This window comes from Streptococcus salivarius, assembly GCF_002094975.1.
GTDB classification, from domain to species: domain Bacteria; phylum Bacillota; class Bacilli; order Lactobacillales; family Streptococcaceae; genus Streptococcus; species Streptococcus salivarius_D.
Genome location: NZ_CP015283.1, coordinates 1,095,820 through 1,109,147 on the forward strand (window position 1 = coordinate 1,095,820; position 13,328 = coordinate 1,109,147).

Annotated in this window: 9 protein-coding genes; all 9 read left to right on the top strand. The window is 41.9% G+C overall.

All coding sequences use genetic code 11. The annotated features are described in order from the left end of the window. Positions 1-15: 15 nt before the first annotated feature. The 9 genes from rimM to glgA all read left to right on the top strand — a co-directional run bounded on the left by rimM (position 16) and on the right by glgA (position 13,102). Positions 16-534, top strand: coding sequence for a ribosome maturation factor RimM (gene rimM, locus V471_RS05635; protein WP_002884411.1), 519 nt, complete (start codon positions 16-18; stop codon positions 532-534). Further along, complete coding sequence (trmD, locus tag V471_RS05640) at positions 524-1,243, top strand: tRNA (guanosine(37)-N1)-methyltransferase TrmD (protein WP_002886864.1); 720 nt, start codon at positions 524-526, stop codon at positions 1,241-1,243. The genes rimM and trmD overlap by 11 nt, the downstream gene beginning before the upstream one ends. A 1-nt stretch (position 1,244) precedes the next feature. After that, complete coding sequence (locus tag V471_RS05645; protein WP_070847633.1) at positions 1,245-2,243, top strand: NAD(P)/FAD-dependent oxidoreductase; 999 nt, start codon at positions 1,245-1,247, stop codon at positions 2,241-2,243. 99 nt (positions 2,244-2,342) lie between these two features. After that, positions 2,343-4,757, top strand: a complete 2,415-nt coding sequence (locus V471_RS05650) for a DNA translocase FtsK (RefSeq protein WP_084871196.1) — start codon at positions 2,343-2,345, stop codon at positions 4,755-4,757. Positions 4,758-4,970: 213 nt separating this feature from the next. After that, on the top strand, positions 4,971-7,166 hold the full coding sequence (gene pulA / locus V471_RS05655) for a type I pullulanase (protein WP_084871197.1): 2,196 nt from the start codon (positions 4,971-4,973) through the stop codon (positions 7,164-7,166). 169 nt (positions 7,167-7,335) lie between these two features. Then, positions 7,336-9,216: a 1,4-alpha-glucan branching protein GlgB gene (gene glgB, locus V471_RS05660; RefSeq protein ID WP_002886869.1), complete on the top strand. Its 1,881-nt coding sequence runs from the start codon at positions 7,336-7,338 to the stop codon at positions 9,214-9,216. Positions 9,217-9,406: 190 nt separating this feature from the next. Next, positions 9,407-10,549, top strand: coding sequence for a glucose-1-phosphate adenylyltransferase (locus V471_RS05665; RefSeq protein ID WP_084871198.1), 1,143 nt, complete (start codon positions 9,407-9,409; stop codon positions 10,547-10,549). Further along, on the top strand, positions 10,539-11,675 hold the full coding sequence (gene glgD, locus V471_RS05670; RefSeq protein WP_002886871.1) for a glucose-1-phosphate adenylyltransferase subunit GlgD: 1,137 nt from the start codon (positions 10,539-10,541) through the stop codon (positions 11,673-11,675). Before V471_RS05665 ends, glgD begins: the two co-directional genes overlap by 11 nt. Next, positions 11,672-13,102, top strand: coding sequence for a glycogen synthase GlgA (gene glgA, locus V471_RS05675; protein ID WP_002886872.1), 1,431 nt, complete (start codon positions 11,672-11,674; stop codon positions 13,100-13,102). The genes glgD and glgA overlap by 4 nt, the downstream gene beginning before the upstream one ends. Positions 13,103-13,328: the final 226 nt, after the last annotated feature.

A 13,328-nucleotide genomic window follows, 5' to 3' on the forward strand; every position in this document is an offset into this window, starting at 1 on the left:
TAATAAGGAAATGCAATGACATACTATAACGTTGGAAAGATTGTAAATACACAGGGCTTGCAGGGTGAACTTCGTGTTTTATCTGTAACAGATTTTGCGGATGAACGTTTTAAGAAGAAGAGTGTCCTAGCCCTTTTTGATGACAAAGATAATTACATCATGGATGTCGAGATTGCGAGTCACCGTAAACATAAAAACTTTGATATCGTTAAGTTCAAAGGGCTTTACCATATCAATGATGTAGAGAAGTACAAAGGTTGTAGCCTCAAGATTGCTGAGGAAAATCTAACAGACCTTGATGATGGGGAATTTTACTATCATGAAATCATTGGACTTGATGTTTATGAAGGTGATACTTTGATTGGTCAGGTCAAAGAGATTCTCCAACCGGGTGCTAATGATGTTTGGGTAGTAAAACGTAAAGGCAAGAAAGATTTGCTCTTGCCATATATCCCACCTGTAGTTCTTGATGTTGATGTTGCAGCTGGCCGTATTGAGGTTGAGCTCATGGAAGGATTAGACGATGAAGATTGATATCTTGACCCTATTTCCAGATATGTTTGCTCCTTTAGAACATTCCATTGTTGGTAAGGCAAAGGATAAGGGGCTTCTAGAAATCAACTATCACAATTTCCGTGAAAATGCGGAGAAGGCTCGTCATGTAGATGACGAACCTTACGGTGGTGGACAAGGCATGTTGCTTCGTGCCCAGCCAATTTTTGATACCTTTGACAAGCTAAATGTCACTAAGCCTCGCGTTATTCTCCTAGATCCTGCGGGGCGTACCTTTGATCAGGCCTATGCAGAAGAATTGGCGCAAGAAGAGGAACTGGTCTTTATCTGTGGCCATTATGAGGGCTATGATGAGCGCATCAAAACTTTGGTGACAGACGAGATTTCCTTGGGAGACTTTGTCTTGACTGGGGGAGAGCTGGCTGCTATGACTATTGTAGATGCCACTGTCCGTTTGATTCCTGAGGTTTTAGGTAAGGAAGCTAGTCATAAGGATGATAGTTTCTCATCAGGGCTTTTGGAATTTCCACAGTACACTCGCCCAGCTGAGTTTCGTGGCATGAAGGTGCCAGATGTGCTCTTGTCAGGTCACCATGTCAATATTCGACGTTGGCGTATGGAGCAGAGTTTGCGTAAGACCTGGGAGCGTCGACCAGATCTTTTGGAAAACTATGATTTTACGGATGAAGAACGTCAGATTTTAGAAGAGATAAAAGCAGAAGGAAAATAAAATGTCAGAAGAAAAGATTTATGATATTACCATTATCGGTGGTGGACCAGTAGGACTTTGGGCTGCCTTTTATGCTGGACTACGTGGCATGACTGTTAATATTATTGAGAGTCTGTCAGAACTTGGTGGACAGCCTGCCATTCTCTACCCTGAGAAGAAAATCTATGATATTCCTGCCTTTCCTCAAACAACAGGTGCGGAATTGACAGAAAACCTCTTGACTCAGCTTAAGCGTTTTGAAGACCGTGTCAGCATTCATTTGAAAGAGGAAGTTCAAACCTTTGAAAAGACCGATGGTATCTTCACAATTACTACTAGTAAGGGCCAACACTTGTCTAAGGCTATCGTCATTGCCTGTGGAAATGGTGCCTTCGCCCCACGTCCTTTAGGTGTGGATAATGAAGAAGATTATGCGGATAATAACTTGTTCTATAATGTGCATAGCCTGGATCAATTTGCTGGCAAGAAGGTTGTGATTGCTGGTGGTGGGGATTCAGCTGTTGACTGGGCCAATCACCTAGATGGGATTGCTGAGAGCGTGACTTTGATTCACCGACGTGATGCTTTTCGTGCCCATGAGCATAGTGTAGAGCTTCTTCATCAATCATCAGTTAATGTGATGACACCTTATGTACCCCTTGAAATCAAGGGTGAAAGTGGTCTTGCCAAAAGTTTGACTGTTCAAAAAGTGAAGTCAGATGAAGTTGTGGAATTGCCGCTTGATGCCCTTATTGTTAGCTTTGGCTTCTCAACCAACAATAAAAACCTTCGTAACTGGAATGTTGACTTTAAACGCTCTAGCATTACTGTCAATGCCCAGTTTGAAACTTCACAAGAAGGTATTTATGCTATTGGTGATGCAGCAGAATATGAAGGCAAGATTGACTTGATTGCTGTGGGAATGGGTGAAGCCCCTATCGCTATCAACCAAGCCATCCAATATATTGATCCAGATGGTAAGAATCGTCCGGTTCACTCAACATCGTTAATTGAAGAATAATGTCAAAAGAAGGAAAGTCGCAAAAGAAGACTTTGTCTTCAATCTAAGGAGAGACTTGTCTCTCTTTTTTCATGTCTAAAAACGTGGTATAATACACCTATGGCTACAACGAAAAAAACGAAAAAAGGGACGGCTTCTAAGAACGGTAAGAAGCGTCTTACAAAAGCAGAATTAGACAGACAGAAGGCGATTAAGCGAATGCTATGGACCTTCTTTTTTGCCTTTGTCTTAATTTTCCCAGTCTTTCGATTGGGTTTCTTTGGGGTTACCCTCTATAATCTCTTTCGAGTATTTGTGGGGAGTATGGCTTACCCCTTAATTTTTGCTATATATGTTTATCTCTTTGGCTTTAAATTGTTACGTAAACACAGTAACTATGTCACAGGATTTTGGATGGTCTTCGCGGGGCTCTTGTTGGAGTTTCATGCCTATCTCTTTAGTCTAGATCGTATGAACGGTCTGGATATTTTCCCTGGTACCAAGGACTTGCTTTTTGGGGAACTTGTGAGTGTGCAAGTCGCTCGTTTTGCGGGTGGTGGTATGTTGGGGGCTCTTCTGTATCAACCGATTTCCTTCCTCTTTTCAAATATCGGTAGCTTCATGATTGGGGTATTGATTATTCTCTTAGGGGCTTTCATTCTTAGCCCTTGGGATGTCTTGGATATCATGGAGTATGCTAAGGAAGCTTGGCAGAAAGGGGCTGAGAAGCGTTTGGAACGGACGGCTCAACGTCAGGAGAAGAAGGCAGAACGTCAGGCTCAGAAAGAACGTGAAGCAAAAGAACGTGCCGAAGCCGAGCGTCTGGCTGATTTGACTGTCGACGAGGAGACGGGAGAAATCTTGGATGATGCCGCTGAGGCCTTGCCACAAGAAGCTGAGATTTTTGCACCCGAACCTGAAATCAGTGATTATGCCTCTGAGGATTACTATGATAATCTGCCTCCAGAGGATTATGAGGATTTCCAAGAAGATTATGCACCTTATCCAGAGGATGTGCCAAGCGATGAGTTTCCCCCATCTATGGTGGTTGAGGGAGATGACGTACCAGTCGAGGTTGATTTCACGCCTAAGGAACTCCTGCAGTATAAATTACCTCATATAGATCTCTTTGCACCTGATAAGCCTAAGAGTCAATCTAAAGAGAAGAACATCGTTCGTAAGAATATTCGAATCTTAGAAGATACCTTCAAGAGTTTCAATATTGATGTCAAGGTTGAGCGGGCTGAAATTGGACCGTCAGTGACCAAGTATGAGGTCAAGCCTGCTGTTGGGGTCCGTGTCAATCGCATTTCAAATCTAGCAGATGACTTGGCTCTGGCTCTAGCTGCGAAAGATGTTCGTATTGAGGCACCTATTCCTGGAAAATCTTTGGTTGGTATCGAAGTGCCTAATTCAGAGATTGCAACGGTTTCTTTCCGTGAACTTTGGGAACAGTCCAAGACGGATCCTAATAAGCTCTTGGAGGTTCCCCTTGGTAAGGCGGTTGACGGTTCGGCTCGTAGCTTTGATTTGGGTCGGATGCCTCACTTACTAGTCGCTGGATCTACGGGTTCTGGTAAATCGGTTGCGGTTAACGGTATTATCTCTAGTATTCTTATGAAGGCTCGTCCTGATCAGGTGAAGTTCCTCATGGTCGATCCTAAGATGGTTGAACTTTCAGTTTACAATGATATTCCTCATCTCCTTATCCCTGTAGTGACCAACCCACGTAAGGCCGCCAAGGCTCTTCAAAAAGTGGTAGATGAGATGGAGAATCGTTACGAACTCTTTAGTAAGTTTGGCGTGCGTAACATTGCTGGCTACAATGCCAAGGTGGAAGACTGGAACGCTCAGTCGCAAGAAAAACAGATTCCTCTGCCTTTAATTGTGGTTATCGTTGATGAGTTGGCTGACTTGATGATGGTAGCCAGTAAGGAAGTGGAAGATGCCATCATTCGTCTGGGACAAAAAGCACGTGCTGCGGGAATTCACATGATTCTCGCCACTCAACGTCCATCGGTTGATGTTATCTCTGGATTGATTAAGGCCAATGTGCCATCTCGTGTGGCTTTTGCGGTGTCTTCGGGAACAGATAGTCGTACCATTTTAGATGAAAATGGGGCAGAAAAGCTACTCGGACGTGGGGATATGCTTTTCAAACCGATTGATGAAAACCACCCTGTTCGTCTGCAAGGTTCCTTCATCTCTGACGATGACGTAGAACGTATTGTGACCTTTATCAAGGATCAGGCTTCAGCTGACTATGATGAGAGCTTTGATCCTGGTGAAGTTTCTGAAAATGATTTTGGTGGAGGTTCCTCTGCCAATGGTGGTAGCTCAGAAGGTGACCCACTCTTTGAAGAGGCCAAGGCTTTGGTCCTTGAAACACAAAAAGCAAGTGCTTCCATGATTCAACGTCGTCTGTCAGTTGGTTTCAACCGTGCCACTCGTTTGATGGAAGAGTTGGAAGAAGCAGGCGTTATCGGACCAGCTGAAGGTACCAAACCACGTAAGGTTTTGATGACTCAAGAATAATGGACTGGAAAGAGTCTCAAGCCTAGTTCTAAAGGAATTAAAATCGACAAAAGAAATGAGAAAAATGAGTGTTTTGCCATTTATTTTCTCATTCTTTTTTTATGTTCAAAATAGACCAAAAAATTGCAAAATATTCCATAAGAACGCTTACAAAACGAACATTTTCTGCTATAATAGGAGAAAAAGTGAGTAACAAAAACTAAGGAGTAAAAAATGGACAATTTATTAACCGTTCATTTTCATAGTATGCATGGCGACTATTCCAGATACAGTATGTGGAAGTGGCTAGATGGTTATTGGGGCGAAGAAGCCCATTTTTCACGTGAGGATGATTTTGGCCTTGTTGGTCAGGTTACTTCTCCCTCCAATCGTTTTATTGATTCTGTCAATCTTTTGGTCAAAACGGAAGACTGGTCGAGGCAAACACATGATTACCGTGTCCGACGCTTCCTAGGGGATGCTCCCAATGCTATTTGGATAGTTGAAGGTGATCCAACGGTTTATTATTCTAAACAGGCAGCCTTGACTAGCCATAGTTTCGAAGGTCGTGACCAGCATGCCTTTGATATGGCTCTTCGTAGACAGGAATTTGATCAGAAGTGGGGCTTTCAAGGTTGGTTAGGTCATAAGTATGAAAAAGGGGCTACAGAGTTTCGCCTTTGGTCACCTCTAGCTCGTCGTGTGAAGCTCTTGCTTTTTAAAAAGGGCAGTAAAAACCCTAAGATCATTAAGATGAGCCGAGGAACCAGTATCAATAAGGACCGTCATGAGATGAATACTCACGGTGTTTGGAGTGCCACTGTCAAAAAGGATTTGGATGGGGTAGCCTACCAATTTCGTGTGTATCATGAGGAAAGCTTCTATCAGGATACAAGAGACCCCTACAGTATTGCCCTTAGCTTAGATAATAAAAAAAATTTGGTGGTCAATCCTAAGAGACTTGTCCCAAGAGGGTATGAAAAGGTTACTAAGCAAAAAGCGAGCTGGCGTAAGGCAAATGCTTGCTCATCCGTAATCTGTGAAATGCACCTCCGTGACTTCTCGATTTCAGAGACGTCTGGGGTTAAGAAGTCCTATAGAGGAACCTATCTAGGTGCTTGTCAGAAAGGGACTAGAAATGCCCATGGAGATGTGACTTGTTTTGATTACCTCAAACGTATGGGCTACAACTATGTCCAACTGCAACCAGTCTTTGATCACCATAAAACCTATGATAAAGATGGTAAGCTTCTCTACAACTGGGGCTATGATCCTGAGAATTACAATGTTCCGGACCGTCAGTTTGCTGCTGATCAGAAGAATCCTGTGGCACCGATTTTAGAGCTTAAGAGAATGATTCAGGCCTACCATGAGGCAGGAATTGGGGTCATCATGGATGTGGTATATAACCATACTTACTCTTCTTATAGCTCTCCGTTCCAACTATCTGTGCCGGCTTATTACTACCGTATGCATGACAATGGGTCTTTCCAAGATGGATCAGGCTGTGGAAATGAAACAGCCAGTGAAAAGGAAATGTACCGTAAGTATATGATTGATTCTTTGACCTATTGGGCAGAAGAATTTGGAGTGGATGGTTTCCGCTTTGACCTCATGGGCTTACATGATGTCGAAACGATGAAAGCCGTTCGTTCGGCTATGGATGATATTGATCCTAGGATTCTTCTTTATGGTGAAGGATGGGATATGGGAATTGGACTTCCTGTAGACCAAAAGGCCAAGAAGGATAATGCAGCCTTGATGCCTAGAATCGGATTTTTCAATGACAATGCGCGTGATGCGGTCAAGGGAGCAGAGGTCTATGGGCACATCAGTAATGGCTATGTGTCTGGAGCTCCATTGGAAGATCAGATTGCCAAGAGTCTGCTTGGTAGCCGTGGTTTTGTAAACTACCTCATGCCTGGTCAGGTCCTCAACTATATCGAAGCGCATGACAACTACAATTTGAATGATTTGATGCACCATTTGCATCCACATGATTCGCCAGAGGATATTGAAAAACGTATCTACTTGGCTAATGCCCTCAATCTGACTATGCAGGGGATGTGTTTCATGCAATTGGGACAAGAATTCCAGCGTAGTAAGATGGTTGCAACAGGTGAAGATGGAAATTACACGGAAGCGGATGTTAAGCGTGCCATGAATAGCTACAATGCCCCTGATGCTGTTAATCAGGTGGATTGGAATCAAGTGACTCTTAAGAAAGACTTGGTTGCTAAAGTTGCCAAATTAATTGAGCGTAAGCAAACCGTACAAGAATTTTCATATCGTTCATATGCAGATATTTACGATAATCTCTATGTCGCAAAAGCTGAGTATGATTCAGGTATTGTTGAATTACATATTTCTGGAAAATTACGTAAGACTTTTGTGTTCGATAATATGAAAAAAGATTTGGAGATTTACTGACAAGAATGTCAAAAAATGTTATAATACAGTAAACGCTTACATAAGTGGTTTTGTTTACTTGTAAGCCCTATCGGTCTGAAGGGTTTTCTAGTGTATTTACATATATTTCAATGTTTTAATTTCTTGATAGTTAGAACTATCAAGGCTAGTTTAAGAAAGGAGTGATGGTATGAATCTCGATGAAGCCATGTACACATTTGGAACAGGTGAGAACTTCCACCTTCAGAATTATTTGGGTGTGCATGAATTAGAGGGAGAAGAAGGTTTTATCTTCCGTGTGTGGGCCCCTCATGCTGAGCAGATTCAGGTAATTGGAGATTTCACAGGTTGGTTTGATGAACCTCTGGATATGACCAAAAACCATATCGGTGTTTGGGAGGCAACTTCAGCTCTCCCAGAGGAAGGACAACTCTATAAGTTCTTGGTGAAACGTAAGGGAGGTCAAGTCGTCGAAAAGATGGATCCTTTTGCGACTTACTTAGAGCCTCGTCCTGGAACAGGAGCTGTGATTCGTAAGAAGAAAACTAAGAAGTGGAAGGATGGCCTTTGGATGGGTCGTCGTAAACGCTTTGGTTTCCAAAAACGTCCGGTTAATATCTATGAAGCTCATGCATCATCTTGGAAACTAAAAGAGGATGGTCAACCTTATACTTTCAAAGAATTGAAAGAAGAGTTGATTCCATATTTGGTTGAGATGAACTATACCCACGTGGAATTCATGCCACTCATGGCTCATCCTCTTGGGATGAGTTGGGGTTACCAGCTTATGGGTTACTTTGCTTTTGAGCATACCTATGGCACACCAGAAGAATTTCAAGATTTCGTAGAAGCATGTCACCAGAATAATATCGGTGTCTTGGTAGACTGGGTCCCAGGTCACTATACACAGAATGACGATGCTTTGGCCTACTTCGATGGTACACCAACTTTCGAATATCAGGATCATGATCGAGCTCATAACTATCGTTGGGGCGCACTTAACTTTGACTTAGGAAAAAATCAAGTTCAGTCTTTCCTTATTTCAAGTGCTCTTTACTGGATTGAAAATTATCATATCGATGGTATCCGAGTGGATGCAGTATCTAACATGCTCTATTTGGACTATGATGAAGGTCCATGGATGCCTAACAAGGACGGTGGAAATCGTAACTTGGAAGGCTACGGCTTCCTTCAAAAACTCAATCGTGAAATTAAAAAACGCTATCCAGATGTTATGATGGTTGCGGAAGAATCAACTGCAGCAACGCCAATCACCCAACCGATTGAAGAAGGTGGTCTAGGTTTCGACTTCAAATGGAATATGGGTTGGATGAACGATATCCTCAAATTCTACGCAGAAGATCCAGTTTACCGTCAGTATGACTTCAATCTGATGACCTTCAGTTTCATGTATTGCTTCAATGAAAACTATGTTCTACCTTTCTCACATGATGAAGTGGTTCATGGTAAGAAGAGCATGATGCATAAGATGTGGGGTGACCGCTATAATCAATTTGCTGGTCTTCGTAACCTCTATGCTTACCAACTCTGTCACCCAGGTAAGAAATTGCTCTTTATGGGTTCTGAGTTTGGTCAATTCTTGGAGTGGAAGTTTGATTATCAACTCGAATGGGGTAATCTTGAAGATGAGATGAACCAGAAGATGCAGGCCTTTACTAGCCATATGAATGCTTTCTACAAGGACCATAAATCTCTCTGGCAGATTGATGATTCTTACGATGGTATTGAGATTATCGATGCGGATAACCGTGCTGAAAGTGTTCTTTCCTTCATTCGTAAAGATGATAAAGGCGATAAGGGTGACTTCCTCGTCTGTGTCTTCAACCTAGCTCCAGTGGAACGTCAAAACTTCACTATTGGATTGCCAGTAGCTGGTATCTACCAAGAAGTGCTTAACACTGAGATGGAAGAATTCGGTGGCGTTTGGAAAGAAGGAAATCCTGAAACCCGTACCCAAAAAGCGAAGTGGAAGGACTATGAAAATACCCTTAGCTTCACCCTACCTGCTCTAGGAGCAAGTATCTGGCGTGTAAAACGTCGTTTGAAATAAAGGGTAGACTTAAACGTGTACACGATTTGTTTTTCGGGGTGATAGATAGAAAATCACAATTCTAAGATGCTTTTGATTTTCGAACTGTTACTATTAGTGAAAAACTTACTTTAATTGTCATAATCAGTTTCGACTGATTATCTCGTCATCCTTTTTGGGATGAAACTAAAAATCATGAGGGGGACTATTCATGAAAAATGAAATGTTGGCTTTGATCCTTGCTGGTGGGCAAGGAACTCGTCTTGGAAAATTGACCCAAAGTATTGCCAAACCAGCTGTTCAGTTTGGTGGACGCTACCGTATCATTGACTTTGGTTTGTCAAACTGTGCCAATTCAGGGATTAACAATGTTGGTGTCATTACACAGTATCAACCACTTGCTTTGAACAACCATATCGGAAATGGTTCAAGTTGGGGCTTGGATGGTGTTAACTCTGGTGTATCAATTCTTCAACCTTACTCAGCTAGTGAAGGTAATCGTTGGTTTGAAGGTATCAGCCACGCTATTTACCAAAACATTGACTATATCGACAGCATCAATCCTGAATACGTTTTAATCTTGTCTGGTGACCATATTTACAAGATGGACTATGATGATATGCTCCAAGCACACAAAGACAACAACGCGAGTCTTACTGTAGCAGTTCTTGATGTACCACTTAAGGAAGCTAGCCGTTTCGGTATCATGAACACTGACGCTAATAACCGTATCGTCGAATTTGAAGAAAAACCTGAAAATCCTAAATCAACTAAGGCATCAATGGGTATTTACATCTTTGACTGGAAACGTCTTCGCAACATGTTGGTTTCAGCTGAAAAGAGTGCCGTTGATATGTCAGACTTTGGTAAGAACGTTATCCCAGCTTATCTTGAAACAGGTGAAAGCGTCTTTGCTTATGAATTTGAAGGCTATTGGAAAGACGTAGGTACCATCGAATCCCTTTGGGAAGCAAACATGGAGTACATTTCTCCTGAAAATGCCTTGGATAGTCGTAACCGTCAATGGAAAATTTACTCACGTAACGTGATTGCTCCACCAAACTTCTTTGGTGAACATGCCCATGTTGAGGATTCCCTTGTAGTCGACGGTTCAATAGTTGATGGAACTGTTAAACATTCTGTGCTTTCAACAAGTGCGCAAATCCGTGAAGGAGCAGTTGTTGAGGATTCAGTAATCATGAGTGGTGCAGTCATTGGTAAAGGTGCAAAAATTAAACGTGCTATTATCGGTGAAGGTGCACACATTTCTGAGGGTGTGGAAATTGACGGTACAGAAGAAGTGCAAGTCGTAGGATACAATGAAGTAGTGGGGGTACCAAAAGATGAAGATTGATAAATATTCTGCAATTCTAGGAAATACCGTAGGATTCCATGACATGGATGGTTTGACTGAGCACCGTCCTATTGCCACCCTACCATTTGGTGGAAAATATCGCCTCATCGACTTCCCATTGTCTAACTTGGCTAACGCTGGTATCCGTAGCGTCTTTGGTATCTTCCAAAACGAAAACATCAGTTCTGTTTTCGACCACATTCGTTCAGGTCGTGAGTGGGGCTTGTCAACACTCCTCAGCCACTACTACCTTGGTATTTATAACACTCCAGTTGAAAGTTCAACTGTTGATGAAGAATACTATCGTCAAATTTTGACTTACCTTAAACGTTCAGGTTCAGACCAAACGGTAGCGCTTAACAGTGATGTTTTGGTCAACATTGATCTTAACCAAGTTTTCCACCTCCACAATACAACAGAACAAAAAGTTACTGTGGTCTACAAAAAACTTCCTAAAGAACTCATTTCAGATGTAAACAGCATTTTGGAAATTGATGAATCTGACAAAGTGCTTAGCCATGAGCTCTTCCAGGGTGGAGATAAAGAAGCTTACAATATGTCTACAGACATCTTTGTTGTGGATACACCATTCTTGATTGCAAAATTGGAAGAAGAAGCAGCTAAAGAAGAACCACGTAAGCTTCGTTATGTACTTCGTGATTTGGCAGTTGCTGAAAATGCTTTTGCTTACGAGTACACTGGTTACCTTTCAAATATCCACTCAGTGAAAGCATACTTTGATGCTAACTTGGATATGTTGGAATCACACAAATTCTATAAACTTTTTGCACCAAACCAAAAAGTTTATACAAAAGTTAAAAATGAAGAGCCAACATACTATTCAGACTCTTCAGAAGTTAAGCTTTCACAATTTGCATCTGGTTCGATTGTACGAGGAAAAGTTGAGAACTCAGTGATTTCACGTAATGTTGATTTGTCTGAAGGTTCTAGTGTGAGCCATTCAATTCTCTTCCCACGTGTTAAAGTTGCCAAGGGCGCGACAGTTGAATACGCTATTGTGGATAAAGGTGTTGAAATTGCTGAAGGTGTTACGATTCGAGGTACAGAAAACAACCCAGTTGTCATCAAAAAAGGTAGCGTTGTAACAGAGGATATTGTACGATGAAAATTTTATTTGTAGCAGCAGAGGGTGCTCCTTTCGCTAAAACTGGCGGTTTGGGTGACGTTATCGGTGCTCTTCCTAAATCTCTAGTCAAAAATGGTCACGAAGTTGCCGTAATTCTCCCATATTATGATGTGGTTTCGGCTAAATTTGGCGATCAGGTTGAAGACCTTGGCTTCTTCTATACAAATGTTGGTTGGCGTCGTCAATATGTCGGCATCAAGAAAATCGTTCGCGATGGTGTGACTTTCTACTTCATTGATAATGAGCAGTATTTCAACCGTGGTACGGTATACGGTGAGTGGGACGATGGTGAGCGTTTCGGCTTCTTCCAAATGGCTGCCCTTGAGTTGATGGAAAAAGTGGACTTTATTCCAGATATTCTCCATGCTCATGACTACCACACAGGCATGATTCCATTCCTTCTTAAGGAAAAATACCATTGGATTCAAGCTTACCAAGGTATTAAGACAGTCTTCACTATCCACAATATTGAGTTCCAAGGTCAATTTGACAGTGGTATGCTTTGGGAAATCTTTGGTGTTGGTTACGAGCGTTATGCTGATGGTACCCTCCGTTGGAATGATTGCCTCAACTGGATGAAAGCAGCTGTTCTTTACGCAGACCGTGTCACAACAGTTTCACCATCATATGCTGGTGAAATCCAAACACCTGAATTTGGTAAAGGCCTTGATCAAATCATGCGCATGGAATCTGGTAAGTTATCTGGTATTGTTAATGGTATCGATACGGACCTCCTTGATCCAGAAACAGATACTCACATTCCTTATCATTTCTCAGTGGATGATTTGTCAGGTAAAGCCAAAGACAAGGCAGCTCTTCAAGATCGTGTTGGACTTCCAGTTCGTGAAGACGTTCCATTGATTGGTATTGTCTCTCGTTTGACTGACCAAAAAGGTTTCGATTTGGTGGTAAATGAACTTCACAACATCTTGCAACATGATGTTCAGATTGTTCTTTTGGGTACTGGTTATAGCGACTATGAGAATTCTTTCTCTTGGTTCGCTCATGCTTACCCAGAAAAAATGTCTGCCAACATTACTTTCAACTTAGAGTTGGCTCAACAAATTTATGCTGGTTGTGACATTTTCCTTATGCCTTCAGCCTTTGAACCATGTGGCCTCTCTCAAATGATGTCTATGCGCTATGGTACCTTGCCAGTGGTTAGTGAGGTTGGTGGTCTTCGTGACACCGTTGAACCTTACAACCCTGTGACAGGCTCAGGTACAGGCTTCTCATTTGGTAACTTCTCAGGTTACTGGATGGTTCAAACCCTTGAAAAAGCTCTCGATGTTTACGAAAACAACGCTGATGCTTGGAAACAACTCCAGCACAATGCGATGACACGTGACTTCTCATGGGATACAGCAAGTTTGGCATATGTTGATTTGTACAAACAATTAGTATAATTCCAAAGATAACTTTTCTCGCAAGGGAAAAGTTATCTTCGTGTAAAGCGTTTGAAAACGCTTCTAAAATTATTTAGCCCCTAAGTTTTGCTTGGCAGAGATTATAGAGAAAGCGTCTAAAAGTCTGAATAGAAGAATAACTCTAATCGTGTTATAATATAATTGACTGTTTTGACAGTTTTGTAAATAAAGATTTTGAAATGTCTGTTTCGAATCTTGTCTGGCA